Raw genomic sequence first — 19,844 nt, 5'->3', positions numbered from 1 at the left:
CGCCTCGACCGGCTTCATACAAATGCCCGCGCCGCAGCGTCAGCTCACGCGCTGCGCTTCATGCACGCGGCTCAGCGGCGCAACGACGATATCGGGCGGCCTGATTCCGTCCGGCGCGTATCGCACGTCGATCGCGACCGGAAAACGCGCGCCCTTCGTGGTGCACTGACTCAACGACATAAATCGGGATTCGCTCCAGAAAAAGTCGGCGTCCTCGAAGTTCGACAGCGACGCGCCCGCTCCGTCGAATTCCGCGCCCACGAACGACGTGCGCTCAAAACGGCATTCGATGATCGCCGCATCGCGCAGATCCGCGAACTCGAACGACGCATCGGAGGCGCGGACATGTTCGAATCGCGATGCACGCAATGTCGCGCGATCGAAGTTCGCGTGCGCCGCCGTCGCGCGAACGAAGCGGCACGAAGAGAAATCGGCGCGCATCGCCACCGCGCCTTCGAAAAGCGTGCCGTCGAACGTGACGCCGCTCGCCGTCGCTTCGCTCAGATTGGCGTGAGACAGGCACGCGCCGCTCAGATCGGCGCCGGTCAGGACGGCGCCTTCGAGGTTTGCGCCGGTCAGATCGGCGCCTTGCAGGTTGGCATCGCTCAGATTGGCGTAGGCGAGATCGGCGCCCTCGAGAAAACATCGACGCAAATCGCACCGGGCAAGCCGCGCATGTCGCAATTCGGTATTGGCGAGACACGCTTCGAAGAAGCACGCGTCCCTGAAGTCGCAATGCGCCAGATCGCATTCCCTGAGACTCGCCCGCCGAAAATCCGCGCGGCACGCAATGCTTCCGCGCAGCACCGCGCTCTCCATCGAAGCGCATTCGAAGCGTGCGCCGACCAGTCTGCAACCGGGCATGAGGACTTCGCACAGATTGGCTTCGTTCAGCAGGGCATCGGTGAAATCGGCACGCGCGTAATCCGCGCCGCGAAGATCGGCGCGGCGCAGATCCACGCCCCTGCATGAAGGTTTATCGTGCATCGCTTTTCTCCGCCTGTGCATCCGCGAGATCGGCGCGAAGCATATCGGCGAACGATTCGAATATCGCCTGCGTGCCGCTGTCGACATACCAGCGAAACACGCGCATCTCGCCGCGCGCGTTTCTGCCTTTCGGATCGAAGAACAGCAGTCCGCCGTTGAAGTCCGTGCCGAAGCAGATTTTGTGAGGCACGTAAGGCGAATAATCCGCTTCCAGCCGGTTGAGCGCCGAGCCTTCCTGCTCGTAGCGGGCGACCGCCTCGGGCGTGTCCTCGCCGAAGGTCTGCCGCCATTCGTCGCGCTCAATGTCGACGGTCTCGCCAATATCCCGAAGCGCCGCTTCGTACTTCGCCGAATCCGCGCCGACGATGGTGAAGCCGTTCGCATAATCCGGCCAGCCGTCCTGTATCAGCAGAAACGCGCGATACGACGGGCTCATCGGCACGCCCGCGCGCCGCTCGCATTCGTCGATGTCGCCGACGCGCGCGGCAAGCGGCCATTCGTCGCCGCCCAGCGCCGCGCGCAGATCGTCGACGAGTGCGCGATACGTTTCATCTTCCATCGCCGGTCCCTCATCAGTCGATCAGGCTTCGCCGGAATTCCAGCGTGTCCTGAAGGAACGCCGGGAAGTCGCCGCACACGCGAATGATTTCACCGTAGACATCGCGCTCGATGACGCGCAATTCGCGTGCTTGGTGCGCTCCGCCGCGGCCATCGTTGACGAAGTAATAGAGGCTGCCCGCGAAGTCCGTGCCGAACACCATCATGTGCGGGAGATACACGCCCGCGTCCAGCTCCATGTTCCTGGAGAGATCCGCGCCGGCTTCGAACTCCGCGATCTTCTCCGGTGTCGGAGGGCCGAACCGGGCGGCCCATTTTTCATCGAAGATGCGCAGCGTCTTGTCGATGTCCTTCAGCGCCTTCTTCGTATGCTCGCCGTCTGCGCCGATCAGGGTGAAAACCAGCTCGAAGCCCTCCCAGCCGTTGTGCAGCGAAAGAAACGTCCGGTACGAAGGCGGCCAGTCCGCGTGCGTTGCATCGAACGCGGCGAGCGCCGCGGCATCGGCGGCGGGATACGGCACACTGCCCGGCGACACGCCCGTCGATGCGGAAAATTCGTTGAAGCTTTCGTGCAGACGTTGCACCAGATCTTCCATCCTTGCGGCATCCATTCCGGACCTCCTCGATTGAACGTGCGCTCCGCTATCCGCATTCCGGTGTGCGCTCGGACACGCCGGCGCAGTCACGCGTTCCGACCACGACCTTGGTCAATGCTTCACTGAGATTCTTGCCCTTCAACTGATTTCTCACCTGCGAGCCGATGCTTCTGTTGACGCTCGCATTCACCGGCCGAAGGTTGTTGCATAACTCCGGACCCGATTGCGGCCCGCCCATCTGACAATCGACGATATGGTCGATATCGTCCTTGCAGTCGACGGGCTTGCCCTTGTCCTTCGGCGACTGATCGCTCGGCGGACCTTCCTTGTTGCCGCACTTGCGGTATTCATCGCGCAGATTCTTCGCGAGCCGGTCGCACTTCTGGATGAAGATGCCATCCTTTTTCTTGCGACGCTCCGTGGCGATCGCCTTGTTATACCGGTTGACCTTTTCCTGAAACGCCGCCTTCTGATCCTTGTTCCAGTCGCAACGCGCGAAGAGCTCGATTTCGAAGAGACCCAGCGGATCGATCGTCGTCAATGTGTTCGAGACGAAGCGGTAAAGATTGAAGCCGCCTTCGAAACCGATCGGATCAATGCTGATGAAGCGCCCCATGCGCGGATCGTAATAACGATGATAGTTATAGCGAAGCGCACTGTCAGCGTCGCGGTATTGCCCGAGATAGGCGGTCGGGCAGCGCACGCGCGGCGCGGCGGCGATGTCGTTGCCGTACACATCGGTATCGCGTATCCAGACGGGATGTCCCGCTTCATCGAGCATCGCGCACGGGGCGCCGTTCTGTCCCATCACGCAGAAAAGCCGGCGGCCGCGCTCCGCGAACGCAAGCGGCACGAACGAATCGGGCAGAAACAGATAGTCGATGACGCCCTCGTCCGACACTTCCCGATAGACCGTTTCGCCGTTCCAGCCGATGCGCGTCTCGCGGCCCGCGACGCGTTTGCGAACGCGCCGGCCGATCGCGTCGTACGCGTAGTCGATGACGCTTCCATCGGGAAGACTCAAACGCGTCAGCCGATACTCCGCGTCGTAGTCGAAACGCGTCACGCCGGTATCGTCGCGCCGCTCGATCAGATTGCCGTCGTCGTCGTACTGAAAGAGCGCGGCGCCGAACTGGAGCAGCCTGTCGCCGGGACCGACATGCGCCGCGCCGTGGCGCGAGCTGAACACGATGTTGCCGTTGGCATCGTAGGCGTAGCGCTCGATGGTTTCGTCGCCGCGCATCACCGACACGACCTGATCGCGATGGTCATACGCATAGCGCGTCGTTCGCACCGCGTTCGCGTGATGCAGCGTTTCAGCGACGAGACGGTCCGCCGCGTCATATTCATAGCTCAGCGTGAGGCGCCGGAGGCCGGCCGCGTCGAACGCTTCGACCTGCACGAGCCGATCCTGCACATCGAACGTATTCTCGATGCGCGCGCCGCCCGGACAATGCGTCTGCCTGAGCAGATCGACTTCGTCGTGGACGAAGGTGAAATCGCCGAGTGCGGAATCGTTCAACGAGACAAGGCGCCGGCGGCCGTCATAGGCGTAGCGCGTCGAGCGCCCGACATTCGCTTGCACGGCAATGAGGTTATCGACCTTGTCGTAGGACAACGCGAAATCGAATGCGCCCTGCGTCTCGCCGATGAGCCGCCCGCGCGCATCGAAGGTGCGGTCGAAGCGGACTTCGCCGCTCGTCGCCGCTTCGAGCAATCCCTTGCGATAAACGAACGATGTCGCCGTGCCATCCGACGCGATCCGCCTCGCGACCGCGCCGTTGTCGTCGTACTCGATGCGCATGCGCCGGCCCGAAGGCCGCGTGATCTGGATCAGCCTGTCGGACTCGTCGTAGTCGTAGCGCTCGATTCTGCCGTCGAAGAGCGTGACGTCCGTGAGACGTCCCACCGCGTCGTAGCGGATGCTCGCGGTTTCGCCCTTCAGATTGACGATGCCGGTCAACTGCTGCTCGGTGTCGTAGCGCAGCTCGAAGGCATCGCCGTTCGACAGCGTCTCGCGCACCGGCATGCCGCCCGCGTCGTAATCCATGCGCACGGTGCGGCCCAGCGGATCGGTCACGGACACGATGTTGTCGTTCGCGTCGTACGCGCACTGGCTCGACGTGCCATCGGGAAACACGATGCGCGTCTGCCGGCCCGCGGCGTCGTAGTGAAACGTGGTTCGCCGCCCCGCGCCATCGACGACGGCGATCAGATCGCCCATCTCGCCGTAATCGCGTCGATACACGATGCCGGTGTCGTCGCGCATGTGCGCCGCGTCGCGCGTGCGAGCTTGCTGGATCGCGTGTCCGCAGGGATCGACCGCGCGGCACACATAGCCTTCCTGCGCGTACGCGAAGCGCCATTCGATGCCGCCCGGCGCGACACTCCGCACGAGACGTCCGCGTTCGTCGTAGGCCTTCAGCCACACGTTGCCTTCGTCGTCTTCGATACGCACCGGCAGATTGGCGTCGTCGAAATGATGCTTCACGCTCCTGCCGTCCGCCTGCACGACGGTCAGGCAGTTCGCTTGCTCATCGAACACGCTGACCGCGCGCGCGGACGCATCGCCGCCCGTCGTGCCGATCAGGAGTCCCGCGGCATCGTAACTGTGCGTGACGCGACGGCCAATCGGATCGACGATGCCGACGATGCGATTGCCGTCGTCGCGCTCGTAAATCGTGCGCTGTCCGAGCGAATTGCACACTTCCACCCTGCCGCGGCGGTCGTCATGGCGAAAGCGCCGCAGGCGGATGCCGCCTTCGAGCCAGGTCAGCACGCAACGCCGCGAGCCGTCGTAGACCCAGTAGACGCTGTTGCCGTCCGGCCCGGTCTCGCGCGTCATCAGGTGATCCCGATACGCGTAACGCGTGACGCGGCCGATCTCGTCCATCGTTTCGACGAGATCGTTCGCGCCGTCAAAGAAGAAGCGGCGCACGACGGACAGATGCGCGGCCTGCCTGCCGGCCCGCACGCCAATGGCGACGAGGCGCTGCGCGTCGTCGTAACGGAACAATGCCTCGCGCCCGGTCGTGCCGGTCACGCCCGCGAGCAGTCCTGACGGACTATAGTGAAAGCGCAGCGCCTGATCGTTGCGATCGCGGATCGAGTCGATGCGGCATACGCCGCGCGCGCGCGGCCTGCTTTCGAAGTAATAGCGCCGCCGGTCGCCACGCCGCAACAGCAGCAACGCGCCGGCCCTTTCCAGCGTGACGCTCGCGTCGTCGCTCGCCGCGCGCCCTTCGCCCGCGACGACCGCGAGCCTCACGCTCTCGCCGTCTTCATCGTGGAAGGCGACGCCTTGCTGGTCCCATTGCAGAAACAGGTTCGCATTGCTTCGCCAGCCGTGGCCGAGCGGTCCCGGCGATGGGTCGCGGCTGGAGTAGACGCGCGAGAACTCGAAGGGAATCGCACCGGTCAGCACGACATCGGTCGATACACGCGTGAGTTCGCCCGTGGCGACATCGACATTGCACATGCTCGCGCTCGCCTGGCTTCGATCCGTGTCAGGAACACGTCGGGCAATACGGCGCGCCGCCGCCGCCGCCCATGCCGATCAGCACGGTGAATTCGCCCGACACGATATTGTTCGGCGGCGGCAAGGGCACGATCGCGCCCGGCTCCATCACGATGTCGCCCATGCGCGCGGCCGGCTTGCCGCCGATCAGGCACAGGCCCGAACCGCCATCCGGCACCGGCGTCGTGACGCCCGGCCCGTGCGGCGTGCCCGGCCCCGCGGGCGGCGGCGCGTTCGGAATCGGGCACGTGTGCTGATCGCCGATGCGCCACGCGGGCTTCCCGCCGATCAGCACGGTCGGGCAGCCCGCGCCGAGCAGTGGCGAGCCGTGGCTCGTCGTGTCGCCGATTCGCGCGGCAGGTTTTCCCATGATCAAGCTCCCGATGTGTGGCCCGGCGCGGCGCCGTCGAGCGAAAAGAGCCGCGTGCGCGTCAGCACGAGCGCGTCGCGCGGATCCATCCAGACGATGCGGCGCGCGCCCGACACGATGTACTCCGAACCCGTGACCGGCCCTGTGACGGCCAGCGTCCTGCCGCCCGAATAGCGCACCGCGACGCGATGCCATTCAGTCAGCGCGACCGTCCGGTTGCGGCGGCAACAACTCATCGCGGCGAGCCTCCCTCCATTCGAACGCCGGCGGCAGCCAGTCTTCGATCAGCGCCGTCGCGCCGGCGAGCGCGAGCCACGCGACGATCCATCCGGCGATGTCGCCGCAGACGAACCACGCGAACGGCATCGCGATCCACACGCCGAGGCACTTCGCGCACGCGACGCCGTCTTCGCGCCCCGGCCGCGCGATGCGCCTGAGGCGCGCCAAAACCCGCGCCGGCCCGTCGTGCCTCGCGCAGAGCGATGCGAGACGCCAGGTTGCGAGGACGGCCATGAGAAACCGCAATTCGATGCTCATTCGATCGACCTCGCGCTAGTTGATCTTCACGAGACTGCCCTTGATCGTGTTGATGCCCGACGCTTCCAGCTCGACCGCCGCGCCCTTCGTCACGTTCTTGGCCGACGCCTCCGAGCTGATGTTCGCGGACGTCAGCGCGATCTTGCTCGACCCGTCGGCGGTGATGGTCTTTCCCTTGATCTGGATCGTGCCGTCCTTCTTCATCGTGATGCTCGCATCGCCGGTCACGAGCGTGATCGATTCGGCGGCGCTGATCTTGAGATTCTTTCCGACCGTCAACGTATCGTCTTCCGTGACCGATGTCGTGCGCGCCTTCTTGACCGTGCTCGACTGCGCGCCGTCGATCGTCTCGCCCATATCCTTGCCGACGGTCACGGTCTGCGCGCCGGTCACGTCGAGCGTCTGATCGCCGCCGACCCTGGTCTTCTGATTGATGCCGACGCTCACCGTCTGATCCGCGCCCACGCTCACTTTCTGATACGCGACGATCTTCACGAGTTGATACGCGCCGATCGCGATTTCCTGCGCGAGACCCACCGTGATCGTCTCGTTGAGGCCGACGAAATGCGTCCGCTGCAACAGAACCTTGGCGGTTTCCATCATCTTGACGAGGATCGTGCGCGTCTTGTCGATCGTGATGTTCTCGTGCCCGCCGACGGTTTCGGTGCGATTCGCGACGATCGCGATCGTCTCGTTGTTGCCGACTTTCTCGTTGCGATCGACCACCACTTCGATCTTCTCGTTGTTGCCGACCGTTTCCGTGCGGTCATGTTTGACGACGGTCGTCTCGTCGTGATCGATATTCTTCTTTCGATCGTGCCCGACCCAATGCGTCTCGTCGTTCTCGACTTCGATGCTCTGATCCTTCTCCGCGTGAATCAAAACCTGCTCGGCGCCCTTCTTGTCCTCGAAGCGCAGCTCGTTGCAGTTCGCGCCGCTGCCGCCTTTGCTCGACCGGCTCTTGATGCCCGATTGCGTCATGTTCGCCGGCAAGTCGTACGGCGGCATCTGCTCGGCGTTGTACACGCGGCCCGTGATGATCGGCCGGTCGGGATCGCCTTCCAGAAAATCGACGATCACTTCCTGGCCCATGCGCGGAATCGCGACCGCGCCGAAGCCCTTGCCCGCCCACGGCTGCGACACGCGAATCCAGCACGAACTGTTTTCGTCGCGCTTGCCCTGGCGGTCCCAGAAGAACTGCACTTTCACGCGGCCATATTGATCCGTGTAGATTTCGTCGCCGCCCGGACCGACGACGACCGCCGTCTGCGGCCCCTGCACGAACGGCTTGCGCGCGCTGCGTGCGGGCGCGAAGGCCTGCTTCGCGTCGATCGCGGAAAACCAGCATTCGCAGCGATTCGCCTGCGCGCCGTCGAAGGCTTCGTAATCGGCGAGCTCGATTTCATGGCGCGTGCGCGTGACGAGATACTGCGCGTTCTGATCGGCGCGCGGATGCCGCGTCAGCTTGATGAGCGCGCCCGCGCGCACGCTGCGGCTGTTGGTGCGCGCTTCCACCTGATGCCAGTTGATGTCGGGGTCGCCGGGCACGCTGCCTTCCACGCGCCACTCTTCCGCGCGCGCTTTCGCGCGGCTCTCGCCGTGATCGGCTTCGGCATAGCCGCCGGGATAATCGAAATGTTCCAGCCCGGAAAACGCGTCGAAGCCCTGCATGTGCTTCATGGCCTGCTTTTGCAACGGCCGCGACGGATGCTTGAAGTCGTAGTCGGTGAGCAGCCAGTTGCGCGTTTCGATCGCGTGATGCGTGCGCCACTCGCTCACGTATTCGATATCGGGCGCGGCGGCCATCACCGCGCCATACGGCAGCGATTCGCAACCCGCGACGCTTTCGTGCGCGGCGAGCGTGTCGGTCAGGATCAGCGATTCCTTGCCGTCCTTGTCCTGAAACCAGTAGTAGATGCCTTCGTCTTCGAGCAGACGGCTCACGAAGTTGAAATCCGATTCGCGATACTGCACGCAGTATTCACGCGGCGGATGCGCGCGCGTGCTCGCCTTCCACTTGATTTCGCCGAATTCGAGACCTTTGTAGACCGGGTCCGCGAACACGGCCGTCACGATCTCCTCGACCGTCTTGTTCTGAAAGATGCGGCAGGTGCTGCGCCGCGCGAGCAGCCACAGCCAAGGCCGCACCACCGCTTCGTAGACATGCAGCCGTCCGCGCATGCCCGTCTGCCGAAAGCCGACCACGTAACCGCCGAACACGCGCGGCTTCGCCTTCGGCACGCTGAGCGAGACTTTTACGTGCTTGCCCAGGATGCGGCCGAAGTCGAGGTCCGCGCGCTTCGACACGAGCGTCAGTTCGACGCGCGGCATGCGCCCGAGCTCCGCGCTCGCGCGCACGCCCAGGATGCGCAGATCGTCGCCGAGCGGCGTATCGACGCTGACGAGCGGGCTTTGCGCGGCGACATCGTTGGGCATTGGCGCACCGTCGTTTCGATCAGCGCACTTCGGTGCTGCGCACGTCCCAGCCGAACTTCACGGCGCCGCCGAGCGCGCCCTTGTCGTCCTGCGGCTTGTATTCGAATTCGATGTCCGCGTAACTCAGATCGACGGTCTGTTCCGGATGGCCGTTCGGCTCGCATTTCAGCGCCACTTGCGTGACGGTGACCTGCTTCATCGTGACGGTGAGGAACTCCTTTTGCCCTTCGCCCGCCTTGCTGACCGTGAGCTTCGCGTCTTTCATGTGCTTGCCGCTCGCGCAGTTCTTCTTCAGCGTGGGCGCGGACTTGTCGTATTGGTGCACGAACTGGAAGACGCCCGGACACGCCTTGCCGATGCCGCTGCCGCTGCCCGTCATCGGATTGCTGGCGTTCGTCACGCCCCAGGTGAAGCTCATCACCTCGATCTGTCCTTCCGCCCCCTTGTGCTTCGACTCGCCGTCGATTCCATCGATCTTCAGATAGCAGTCGGTCGTAGCCATGTGATCCTCCGTCGTGATCGGCTTTCGTTGCCATGCGATGCGTTGCCTTATCCGCCACGCGCATGCAATCCACTGGTTAAACGAATCGCGCCACCGGTTTTTTAACTTCAAAATCGCGCGGCGCGCACCGTCTTATGTGCGATACGCCGTACAACGGATCAGCACGATGCCAAGCCAAGAACTGCGCGAGCCGCACCCGGAAAGCATTCTCACGATCGACGCCCTGCGCCAGTTCGATCTGCTCGCGCTCACCGATTCCGACGACATGTTTCTGCAGGTCGTGCCCAAGCGCAGCAACACGCCGGTCAAGGGCGAAGCGAAAAAGCGCGGCGACTGGGACACGCCGATGCAGATCCACGGCTGGCGCTGGGCGCAAGGCTACGACGCCGCGCCGCTCGCCGCCGCGCTCAACGCCAACGACATGCGCGTGACGGCGCTCGGCGTCATCAAATCGGTGGATTCGGCGTCGCCCGTGCTCGCGCGGCTGTGCGCGCAGGCGGAATTGCTCGCGCTCGCGCACATTCGCTGCTTCAAGTCGGCGGGCACGGATCATGGCGTGCAGATCGAATACCTGTCGATGAAGCTGGAGCAGGCGTATATCCGCAACTATCACATCTACACGAGCGCGCGCCTTGCGCGGCCGTGCGAGGTGTTCGAGCTGTCGGCGCTGCAAATCACGATGACCTGCGCGCCGCAAACCGAAACCGGCAGCCGCGGCGCGGACGTGACGTTCGCGCTCGATGTCTCCGCGCGCCGCGTGACCTGACCCAAAGCACGAGCCGATGAACGAGCCCAGCGCCGCCGACCGCCTCCAGCCCACGCTGCTCGATCGCCTGATCGACGACGATCCCGCCGCGCGCACCGATCCCGCTGGAGAGCGCTTCATGACGCATCGCGGGTTGCGCGCGGCCGTGCTGCGCGACGTCTCGTGGCTCTTCAACACGACGAATCTCGGCGGCGCGATTTCCGAGGACGGCTTTCCGCACGCGTTCGCGTCGGTGCTCAACTACGGCTTGCCGTGCCTGTCGGGGCGCTTCGCATCGACGATCGACACGGTTTTGCTCGAACAGGCGATCCGCCAGGCGATCGAGCGTTTCGAGCCGCGCATCGATCCGTCGACGCTCGAAATCGAACCCGTGCTGGACCGCTCCGTGCTCGACATGCACAACCAGATCGCGCTCGTGATTCGCGGCATGTTGTGGGCGCAGCCGGTGCCGCTGGAATTCGCGCTGCGCACGGAAATTGATCTGGAAGAAGGCGGCATCACGGTGATGGAACTGCCTCGCTGACGACGATCACGCTCATGGACCCGCGCCTTCTGCGTCACTACAACACCGAGCTCGCGCATCTGCGGGACATGGGCGCTGAGTTCGCGCAGCAGTTTCCGAAGATCGCGGCGCGCCTCGGCATGAGCGGCATCGACGTCGCCGATCCTTACGTCGAACGCCTGCTAGAAGGCACGGCGTTTCTTGCCGCGCGCGTGCAGTTGAAGATCGAGGAGGAATTTCCGCGCTTCACGCAGCAGCTCACGCACGTCGTGCTGCCGCAAGCCGCGTGTCCGACGCCGTCGATGCTGATCGCGCAGCTCGCGCCCGATCTCGCGAATCCGAATCTCGCCGAAGGCTTCACGGTGCCGCGCGGCACGGCGCTCATCGGACGGACGGCGGCGAGCGCGCATACGGCGCCGTGCGAATTCCGCACCGGCGCCGATCTCACGCTCTGGCCGATCGAACTCGCCGAAGCGCGCTATGTCGCGCAGATGCAGGACTTGCCGCTCGCCGCGCTGCCCGCGACGCAGGCGCTCGCGCATCGCGTGAAGGGCGCGCTGCGCATCCGCCTTTCGACGCCCGAAGGCTTGTCGTTCGACGCATTGCGTCTCGACGCGCTCAACCTCTATTTCGCGGGCGCCGACGACACCGCGTATCGGCTGTACGAGCTCGTGATGGCGGGCACGCTCGCCGTCGTCGTTTCCACGCCCGAGCGGCCGAGCCGCGCGCTCGCCGCGTTGCCCGCCGACGCCGTCGCGCCCGCCGGTTTCAGCGATCGCGAAGCGCTTTTGCCCGTCACGCCGAACGCGTTCCAGGGTTATCGGCTGCTGCACGAATATTTCGCGCTGCCGCAGCGCTTTCGCTTCGCGCGCGTCGCCGGTTTCGCGGATATCCTGCCGTCGTTCGTGTCGCGCGACATCGAGCTGACGTTCCTGCTCGCCAACGGCGATGCGTCGCTTGCGCGCGTCGTCACGAACAGCAACGTGCTGCTCGACTGCGTGCCCGCGATCAATCTCTTCCCGAAGCGCGCCGACCGCGCGCTGGTGACGGAAGCCGCCGCGCGCTTTCATGTCGTGCCGGACCGCACGCATCCGCTCGACTTCGAAGTGCATTCGGTGACCGCTGTGTCGGGCTACGGCGCGAGCGACGACACCGAGCAGATGTTTCATCCGTTCTACGCGGATTTTCTGACGGACCGCCCCGGCGACGCCGCGTATTTCACGACCGAGCGCGAGCCGCGCGTCGTGCCCGCCGGGCGGCGCAAGAGCGGCGCGCGCACTGAATACATCGGCAGCGAGACGTATGTGTCGATCGTCGATCCGAACGCCGCGCCGTATCGCGGTTCGCTGCGGCAACTCACGTTCGCGACGCTCTGCACCAACCGCGATCTGCCGCTGATGATGCCGCCGAGCGCCACGGGCAACGATTTTTCGCTCGACATCGCCGCGCCCGTGAGCCACGTCCGATGCGTGAGCGGCCCGTCGCGGCCCGCGCCCGCGAACCTCGACGCGGCGCGAAGCTGGCGGCTGATCGATCAGTTGTCGCTGCATTATTTGTCGATGAGCAACGGCCCGCGCGAAGCCGCCGCCGCGTTGCGCGCGCTCCTGATGCTGCACGTTCCGGACACCGATCAGGCCGGCAAAGCCCAGGTCGCGGGCGTCGTGTCCGTGGATGCGCAAGGCGTCGTGCGCCGTCTGCCGATGCCCGGTCCGATCGCGTTCGGGCGCGGCCTGCTGATCGACGTGCTCGTCGACGAGCTCGCCTTTCAGGGTGGCAGCGCCTGGCTGTTCGGCAGCGTGCTCGACCGCTTCTTCGCGCGCTACGTGTCGATCAACGCGTTCGTGCAAACCGCGCTGCGCACCAGCGCGCGCGGCGAAATCCTGCGGTTGTCACCGCGATGCGGCACGAGAGCGATTTTCTGAGCGCGGCGGCGCTTCCCGAGCCCGCGCGTGCGCTCGTCGAACTGTTCGACGCCGTCGCCGCCGAGCCGCATCGGCACGATTTCTATCGCGTGATGCGCCATGTCGAGGCGCTGACGCCGCACTTGCCGCGTCTTGGCTGCGGCGCGCGTCCCGCCGACGAGCCGATCCGCCTCGCGCAAGACGTCTCGCTCGCCTTCGCGCCCGCGCCGCTCGCCGCGCTCGCGCACGATCCCGACGCCCGCGCGCCGCGTCTCGAACAGCGCTTTTTCGGCTATCTCGGCCCGAATGGCCCGCTGCCGCTGCATCTGACGGATTTCGCCCGCGAACGCGCGCTGCATCACGGCGATACCGCGTTCGCGCGCCTCCTCGATGCGCTGCTGCATCGTTTGCTGCTGCTGTTTTATCGCGCGTGGGCGCAGGGGCGGCCGGTCAACGGGCTGGATCGTCCGGGCGACGACCGATTCGCGTTCTACGCGGGCGCGCTGATCGGCATCGCGGATGAAGCGAGCCGTCATCGCGATGCGGTTTCGGATCACGCGAAGCTGCATTTCGCCGGCCTGCTGAACATGCAGACGCGTCCCGCCGACGCGCTCGAAGCCATCGCGGGCGCGCTGTTGCGCGTGCCGGTGCGCGTCGAGCCGTATCGCGGGCACTGGATGACGCTGCAACGCGATGAACGCACCGCCCTGCGTCATCGCTCGGCGCGCTTTTCGGGCGATGCGTCCGCTCATTCGCCGAACCTGGCGCGACTCGGACGCGGCGCCGTGCTCGGCCGCGCCGTATGGGATCGTCAGCACGCATTCCGGCTCGCGATCGGGCCGCTGTCGCTCGCGCAGTTCGAAGCGCTGCTGCCGGGCGGCGACGCGCTGCCGACGCTCGTCGCCGTGGTTCGCCGGCATCTGAACGGCGAGCTCGCGTGGGACGCGCAACTCGTGCTCGCCGCCGACGACGTGCCGACCGCGCAGATCGGCCGCTACGGACGGCTTGGGCTTTCGGCGTGGCTCGGTCTCGCCGCGCGACACGCCGATTGCGCCGATCTCGCGCTCGACGCCGACGCGCATTGTCGGTAACAGGCACGCCGGCTTGCAAAATCCCCGCCGCTGCGCCGTCTTATTCGATGGAGGCTCGTGAGGAGAAAACGCGATGGCGGAAATCAGTCGTGTCGCGCTGTTCGGCAAGCTGGACAGGCTCGGCTACAAGACCGTCGAAAGCGCGACGGTCTACTGCAAGATGCGCGGCAATCCCTATGTCGAACTCGCGCACTGGATCATGCAGATTCTGGAGACGCCGAACTCCGACTGGCAGCGCATCGTCGCGCATTACGGCGTCGATGCGGCCGCGCTCGCGCGCGAACTGACCGCGTCGCTCGATCGCCTGCCGCGCGGCGCGACCTCGATCTCGGATATATCGGAGCATATCGGCGATGCCATCGAGCGCGGCTGGGTCTACGGCACGCTGCTGTTCGGCGCGACGAAAGTGCGCACCGGCCATCTGCTCGTCGGCATGCTGAAGACGCAGCGGCTGCGGCACGTGCTCTTCGGCATATCGAAGCAGTTCGAGCGCATCAAGCTGGAAGACCTGTCGGACAACTTCGCGCGCATCGTCGCGGATTCGGTCGAGGAGACGGAGGCCGCACCGCAAGACGCGGCTGCTCCGGAACCCGCGCAAGCAGCCCTGGGCAGCCAGGACGCGCTGCGCAAATACGCGACCGATCTCACCGATAAAGCGCGCAAAAACGCGCTCGATCCCGTCACCGGCCGCGACGACGAAATCCGCCAGCTCATCGACATTCTGATGCGGCGGCGGCAGAACAATCCGCTCCTGACGGGCGAAGCGGGCGTCGGCAAGACGGCGGTCGTCGAAGGCTTCGCGCAGCGTCTCGTGCGCGGCGACGTGCCGCCGCCCTTGCGTGAAGTCGCGCTGCTGTCGCTCGATCTCGGGCTCTTGCAGGCGGGCGCGAGCATGAAAGGCGAGTTCGAGCAGCGTCTGCGGCAGGTCGTCGAGGAAGTGCAGGCGAGCCCGAAACCGGTGATTCTGTTCATCGACGAAGTGCATACGCTCGTCGGCGCGGGCGGCGCGGCGGGCACGGGCGACGCGGCCAATCTGCTGAAACCGGCGCTCGCGCGCGGCGATCTGCGCACGATCGGCGCCACGACGTGGGCCGAATACAAGCGGCACATCGAGAAAGACCCGGCGCTCACGCGGCGCTTTCAGGTCGTGCAGGTGCAGGAACCGGACGAAGACAAGGCCGTGCGCATGCTGCGCGGCGTCGCGGCGGTGCTCGAAGGGCATCATCGCGTGCAGTTGCTCGACGAGGCGATCGAGGCGGCCGTGCGGCTGTCGCATCGCTACATTCCGGCGCGGCAGTTGCCCGACAAGGCCGTGTCGTTGCTGGACACCGCGTGCGCGCGCGTGGCCGTCAGCCAGCACGCGACGCCCGCGCAGGTCGACGACTGCCGCCGCCGCATCGAAGCGCTCGACGTGGAAGCGCAGATCGTCGCGCGGGAAGCGCATGCGGGCGTCGATACCGGCACGCGCGGCGGCGATGTCGCAGCGGCGCTCGCCCGCGAACGCGATGCGCTCGGCGGGCTGGAGGCGCGCTGGAACGAAGAGAAAGGCGTCGTCGACGAATTGCTGAGCTTGCGCGCGTCGCTGCGCGAAGCAGGCGAAGCCGTCGATGCGCCCTCGCGCGATGAACACCTCGCGCGCCTCGCCGAGCTGAAAGCGCGTCTCGCCGCGTTGCAGGGCGACGCGCCGCTGATTCTGCCGAGCGTCGATGCGGGCGTGATCGCGGGCGTCGTCGCGGACTGGACGGGCATTCCCGTCGGCCGGATGCTGAAAAACGAGCTCGACGCCGTGCTGCATCTCGCCGACGCGCTCGATCGGCGCGTGATCGGCCAGCGCCACGCGCTCGCGATGATCGCGAAGCGCATCCAGACGTCGCGCGCGCGGCTCGACAATCCCGACAAGCCGATCGGCGTGTTCCTGCTCGCGGGCACATCGGGCGTCGGCAAGACGGAAACCGCGCTCGCGCTCGCCGAAACGCTCTATGGCGGCGAGCAGAACGTCATCACCATCAACATGAGCGAGTTCCAGGAAGCGCACACCGTCTCGACGCTGAAGGGCGCGCCGCCCGGTTACGTCGGTTACGGCGAAGGCGGCATCCTGACCGAAGCCGTGCGCCGCCGCCCCTACAGCGTCGTGCTGCTCGACGAAGTCGAGAAAGCGCATCCGGACGTGCACGAAATCTTCTTTCAGGTCTTCGACAAAGGCTGGATGGAAGACGGCGAAGGACGTTATATCGACTTCAAGAACACGATCATCCTGCTCACGTCGAATGTCGGCTCGGACATCATCATGTCGATGTGCCGCGATCCGTCGAACGCGCCCGCGCCCGACGAACTCGCGCGCGCGTTGCGCCGGCCGCTGCTCGACGTGTTTCCCGCCGCGCTGCTCGGCCGCCTCGTCACGGTGCCGTATTACCCGCTCTCCGACACGATGATGGCCGCCATCGTGCGCCTGCAACTCGAGCGCATCCGGCGGCGCGTCGCTGACAACCACGGCATTCCGTTCGATTACGACGACGACGCCGTGCGGCTCATCGTCTCGCGCTGCACGGAAAGCGAATCGGGCGGGCGCGTGATCGACGCGCTGCTCACGAACACCGTGCTGCCGCGCATTTCGACCGAATATCTGACGCGTCTCACCGAAGGCGGCGCGCTCGCGCGCATCCGGCTGTCGGCGAGCGCGGGCGAATTCGTCTACGCGTTCGACTGAATCATGCTCACGCTCACGGTGACGCTTCACAACGGACAGCCGCCGCGCGTGCCGCTGACGGCGACCTTCGATACCGATGGCGGCACGATCGGCCGCGCCGTGTCGAACCGGCTCGTGCTCGACGACGCCGAGCGCACCGTGTCGCGGCTGCACGTGCAGATCGCGTGGCGCGACGGGCGCTATCTCCTGATCGATCGCGGCAGCAACCCCGCGCTCGTCAACGGCGCGCCGCTCGATCCCGGTCAGGAAGTGACGCTCGCGCACGGCGACGAAGTGCAGATCGGCGGTTATCAGCTTCGCGCCGACATGGACGCCGATGACGACACGGTCAGCGCGAACAAAACCTCATCCGACGACGATCCGTTCTCCGGTCTGTTCGATGAAGCGCCCGCCGCGCCGAAGCCGCAAAACGATTTCGAAGCCGACGACCTCCTGGCCGCGCCGAAGCCTGTGCACCAGCGTGCTCCTGTCCGTGCGGAAGACTTCGACTTCGGTTTCGACGATCCGGCGTCCAGACGCTCCATCGACGAATTGTTCGATCTCGCGCCGGTTTCTTTGGAACCGGATGCGTTCATCGCGCCGCTGACGCAGCCGAACACCGCCCACGACGCCGATCCGTTCGCGAGTCTCACCGGCGCCGCGCGCCCCGCCGAATCGCCCGCGACGCGCTCCGACGCGGGTTCGGAACTGCACAGCGCGTTCACGCCGCCGCGTCCGCAATCGGCTCCGACGCCGAAGCCCGCGCCTTCGCAAGCACCGACGACCGACGACCGCGCGCTCGTCGATGCCTTCCTGCGCGGCCTGAACACGCATGGCGTGCGCATCGAGGCGCTCACGCCCGCGCTGATGCAGCTCATTGGCGAATTGTTGCGCGAAGCTGCGCGCGGCACGCTCGAACTGCTCGCGGCCCGCGCCGCGCTCAAGCGCGAGATGCGCACAGGCGCGACGATGATCGAGGCATCGGACAACAATCCGCTCAAGTTTTCACCGAACGTGGAAGCGGCGCTCATGCATCTGCTCAATCCGCAGATGCGCGGCTTCATGGCGCCCGCCGTCGCGTTCGAGGACGCCTACGCCGACTTGCGCGCGCATCAGGTCGGCATGGTCGCGGGCATGCGCGCCGCGCTCGACGGCGTGTTCGAACGCTTCGAGCCGCAGCGCATCGAGACGCGCCTGTCGGGACGCTCCTTGCTCGACGGCTTCCTGCCCGGCCTGTCCCGCCGCGCGCGCTGCTGGGACTTGTTCATCGAGATGTACGGGCAGCTTTCGCGCGAAGCCACAGAGGATTTCCACACGCTGTTCGGCCGCGCGTTCGTCGCCGCTTACGAGGCGCAGATCGACGAACTGAAACGGCGCGATCGCCAGTGACGCCAGCAACGAGAGGCACGACATGCAACTGCAAACCGCGAGCGTGAGCGAAACGGGCGGCCGGTCGCGCAACGAGGACGCGCTCGGGCAATGGCGGCACGCGGCGCTCTTTGCGAGCGTCGTCGCCGATGGCGCGGGCGGTCACGGCGGCGGCGACGCGGCGTCGCGCATCGCCGTCGATACCGTGCTCGCGGAACTCACGCGCATCGCGCTGGCGGGCGTCGCGCTGACCGGGCCGAATCTGCTGCGCGTGCTCTTGCGCGCCAACGACGCGATCATCGATGCACAGGAACACGATCGCGAGCTCGCGCAGATGCGTTCGACCGCCGTGCTGCTCGGCATCGACGAAGCGGCGGGCGTCGCGGCGTGGGCGCATTGCGGCGACACGCGCCTTTACTGTTTCCGGCGCGGCGCGACCGTCGTGCAGACGCAGGATCACAGCCTCGTGCAGAGCATGATCGACGCGAACCTGCTCGATTCGCGCGACGTGCGCCATCACCCGCGCCGCAACGTGCTGTTCTCGGCGCTCGGCACGGCGGACGATCTGGCGATATCGGCATCGGACGAACCGTTCGTCATCGCCGATGGCGACGCCTTTCTCCTGTGCACCGACGGCTTCTGGGAGTATCTCGACGAATCCGTGATGATCGACGCCATCGGACGTGCGCAAACGCCCGCCGAATGGCTCGATCTGATGGTGTCGCATCTGCGCGAAGCCGCGCGCCCGAATCACGACAACTTCACGGCGAGCGCGGTGTGGATCGGCGATGCATCGCAGACGACGGTGATGCCAGGGTCTGTTCACATATAAAACGTGCATGCGTTGCCCCGTAAAGGCGTCGAAGCGGGCTATCACCGAACCGACTTGCTTGAGCAGCGCCGCCCGCTGATGAAAGCGTGGGCGGCACATTTGGACGGCGCCTGATGCACGCAGCCACGAGAATCGTCATGGCTTTCCCGGTCGTAGCTCACGGTTCGCTCACAAGTCCGGCATGTAAGGCGCGCGATGCTACGAGTGTCATGTACTCCGAATTAACTCAAATTGTCATGCTACAGTACTGCCGTCGATTTAATTTGGAAATAGTAACGTGCAACTTCGATATAAGGCATGGATCGGAATGACGGTAGCTCTCTTGCTCGGCTATCTCACAATTACGACACATATCCCTTCACCTCCGTCTGCCACGCCATGTACTGAAGACTGGTTCAACTATATTGAAGAGAACTACTTCTCTACGGAGCGTGGGGATATATGGAGTGATCCGGTTCGTCTGGATTGGACTGTTGATGGCGATTGGCGTTGGTTTGAGTATATCGAAAAGGAAGCCGGCGCGATGCCTGCCTCCGTTGGCACATCGCGGCAGAAGCGCTGTGAAATGCTCCAATCGCGCCTCGGCTCGCGCCTTTACATACTGAACGATTCCATCGGGTTATCTATTTCGCTTCCCCGGAGAATGTAGTGCAAGTCGGCTACGAAGCAATTGAACAATCTCCATGCCAAGTTTACCGGGACAAGCTCGTCCTCTGCCGCTACTCAACCGCTGATACTCTCTGTGTCCACCTAAGTAGTCACACCTGCAAAATTCGGTTTTCTTCGCGCACGCCTCCGGGCGCTCGATCAGGTGCTCTTGTACTTTCTGAACTCAGGCAGTTGTATGAGATGGGAGCAAGGCTTCTCGCGAGACTTTGTGGAGGCTGCGCAGCCACTCGAGAACAAAAAATGCGGGCGCAAGCCCCAGACGAACAATAGCGCGCAACAACCAGCGAAGGTTATAGCCCACCGCACATAGCACCGCATGTAACGCGTCGCCGTTTTGCCCTTTGAGCCAGCAACGCTGCATGCCGTGGTCCTGCTTCACATGCCCAATGATCGGTTCTATCGCTTGGCGGCGCTTTAACCATCTTCGTTGTGTACTGCTTAGTGACTTATGTTTACCTCGATGAATCAACTGCACCGGGGCGATATCGGCATCAACCCCGCGAAACCCGAGGTCGGCCAGCACGGT

At 65.1% G+C, this 19,844-nt stretch carries 18 protein-coding genes; 8 read left to right on the top strand and 10 right to left on the bottom strand.

The genetic code is table 11. The annotated features are described in order from the left end of the window. Positions 1–39: 39 nt before the first annotated feature. From AWB75_RS31210 to AWB75_RS31175, 9 genes are read right to left on the bottom strand one after another with little or no spacing between them, the layout of a single operon-like run. A complete protein-coding gene (locus tag AWB75_RS31210) occupies positions 40–987 on the bottom strand; it encodes a pentapeptide repeat-containing protein (protein WP_159462823.1) in 948 nt (315 codons plus the stop codon). Beyond that, positions 977–1,546, bottom strand: coding sequence for an SMI1/KNR4 family protein (locus tag AWB75_RS31205; RefSeq protein WP_061127866.1), 570 nt, complete (start codon positions 1,544–1,546; stop codon positions 977–979). Before AWB75_RS31205 ends, AWB75_RS31210 begins: the two co-directional genes overlap by 11 nt. Before the next feature lie 13 nt (positions 1,547–1,559). After that, entirely contained in the window at positions 1,560–2,156 is a 597-nt protein-coding gene (locus tag AWB75_RS31200; RefSeq protein ID WP_143746556.1) for a hypothetical protein, read from the bottom strand. A gap of 31 nt (positions 2,157–2,187) precedes the next feature. Further along, entirely contained in the window at positions 2,188–5,619 is a 3,432-nt protein-coding gene (locus AWB75_RS31195) for an RHS repeat-associated core domain-containing protein (protein WP_061127864.1), read from the bottom strand. A 28-nt stretch (positions 5,620–5,647) separates the two neighbouring features. Further along, positions 5,648–6,028 (bottom strand): PAAR domain-containing protein, encoded by a 381-nt coding sequence (locus AWB75_RS31190; protein WP_061127863.1) that lies wholly within the window; start codon positions 6,026–6,028, stop codon positions 5,648–5,650. A 2-nt stretch (positions 6,029–6,030) separates the two neighbouring features. Next, positions 6,031–6,264, bottom strand: coding sequence for a hypothetical protein (locus tag AWB75_RS37405; protein WP_143746554.1), 234 nt, complete (start codon positions 6,262–6,264; stop codon positions 6,031–6,033). Next, on the bottom strand, positions 6,224–6,565 hold the full coding sequence (locus AWB75_RS31185) for a hypothetical protein (protein WP_061127862.1): 342 nt from the start codon (positions 6,563–6,565) through the stop codon (positions 6,224–6,226). Before AWB75_RS31185 ends, AWB75_RS37405 begins: the two co-directional genes overlap by 41 nt. Before the next feature lie 15 nt (positions 6,566–6,580). After that, a complete protein-coding gene (locus AWB75_RS31180) occupies positions 6,581–9,001 on the bottom strand; it encodes a type VI secretion system Vgr family protein (RefSeq protein ID WP_087087061.1) in 2,421 nt (806 codons plus the stop codon). A gap of 19 nt (positions 9,002–9,020) precedes the next feature. Beyond that, positions 9,021–9,503: an Hcp family type VI secretion system effector gene (locus AWB75_RS31175; protein WP_061127861.1), complete on the bottom strand. Its 483-nt coding sequence runs from the start codon at positions 9,501–9,503 to the stop codon at positions 9,021–9,023. Positions 9,504–9,669: 166 nt separating this feature from the next. On the opposite strand from AWB75_RS31175, the gene AWB75_RS31170 reads away from it, so the two are divergent. From AWB75_RS31170 to AWB75_RS37400, 8 genes are all read left to right on the top strand, one after another. Continuing rightward, entirely contained in the window at positions 9,670–10,269 is a 600-nt protein-coding gene (locus tag AWB75_RS31170; protein WP_087087066.1) for a type VI secretion system tube protein Hcp, read from the top strand. A 16-nt stretch (positions 10,270–10,285) separates the two neighbouring features. Continuing rightward, the gene (gene tssE, locus AWB75_RS31165; RefSeq protein WP_061127860.1) at positions 10,286–10,792 is read left to right on the top strand and encodes a type VI secretion system baseplate subunit TssE; all 507 of its coding nucleotides are present in this window, start codon (positions 10,286–10,288) and stop codon (positions 10,790–10,792) included. A gap of 14 nt (positions 10,793–10,806) precedes the next feature. Further along, positions 10,807–12,693 carry a type VI secretion system baseplate subunit TssF gene (gene tssF, locus AWB75_RS31160; protein ID WP_061127859.1) on the top strand — a complete coding sequence of 629 codons (1,887 nt, stop codon included), beginning with the start codon at positions 10,807–10,809 and terminating at the stop codon, positions 12,691–12,693. Then, positions 12,669–13,763 carry a type VI secretion system baseplate subunit TssG gene (tssG, locus tag AWB75_RS31155; RefSeq protein WP_061127858.1) on the top strand — a complete coding sequence of 365 codons (1,095 nt, stop codon included), beginning with the start codon at positions 12,669–12,671 and terminating at the stop codon, positions 13,761–13,763. The genes tssF and tssG overlap by 25 nt, the downstream gene beginning before the upstream one ends. A gap of 73 nt (positions 13,764–13,836) precedes the next feature. After that, positions 13,837–16,470, top strand: coding sequence for a type VI secretion system ATPase TssH (gene tssH / locus AWB75_RS31150; protein WP_061127857.1), 2,634 nt, complete (start codon positions 13,837–13,839; stop codon positions 16,468–16,470). A 3-nt stretch (positions 16,471–16,473) separates the two neighbouring features. Then, positions 16,474–17,838: a type VI secretion system-associated FHA domain protein TagH gene (gene tagH, locus AWB75_RS31145; RefSeq protein WP_061127856.1), complete on the top strand. Its 1,365-nt coding sequence runs from the start codon at positions 16,474–16,476 to the stop codon at positions 17,836–17,838. A gap of 22 nt (positions 17,839–17,860) precedes the next feature. Beyond that, positions 17,861–18,649 (top strand): PP2C family protein-serine/threonine phosphatase, encoded by a 789-nt coding sequence (locus AWB75_RS31140; RefSeq protein WP_061127855.1) that lies wholly within the window; start codon positions 17,861–17,863, stop codon positions 18,647–18,649. 307 nt (positions 18,650–18,956) lie between these two features. Continuing rightward, positions 18,957–19,298 (top strand): hypothetical protein, encoded by a 342-nt coding sequence (locus AWB75_RS37400; RefSeq protein ID WP_143746552.1) that lies wholly within the window; start codon positions 18,957–18,959, stop codon positions 19,296–19,298. A 183-nt stretch (positions 19,299–19,481) separates the two neighbouring features. Here AWB75_RS37400 and AWB75_RS31135 read toward each other — a convergent pair. Beyond that, on the bottom strand, positions 19,482–19,844 hold a 363-nt coding region (locus AWB75_RS31135; RefSeq protein ID WP_407642185.1), incomplete at its 5' end, for a transposase.

The organism is Caballeronia catudaia, from assembly GCF_001544755.2.
In the GTDB taxonomy this organism is placed as follows: domain Bacteria; phylum Pseudomonadota; class Gammaproteobacteria; order Burkholderiales; family Burkholderiaceae; genus Caballeronia; species Caballeronia catudaia.
The sequence above is the reverse complement of the archived record's forward strand: the minus strand, read 5'-3'. Positions and strand labels throughout refer to the sequence as shown.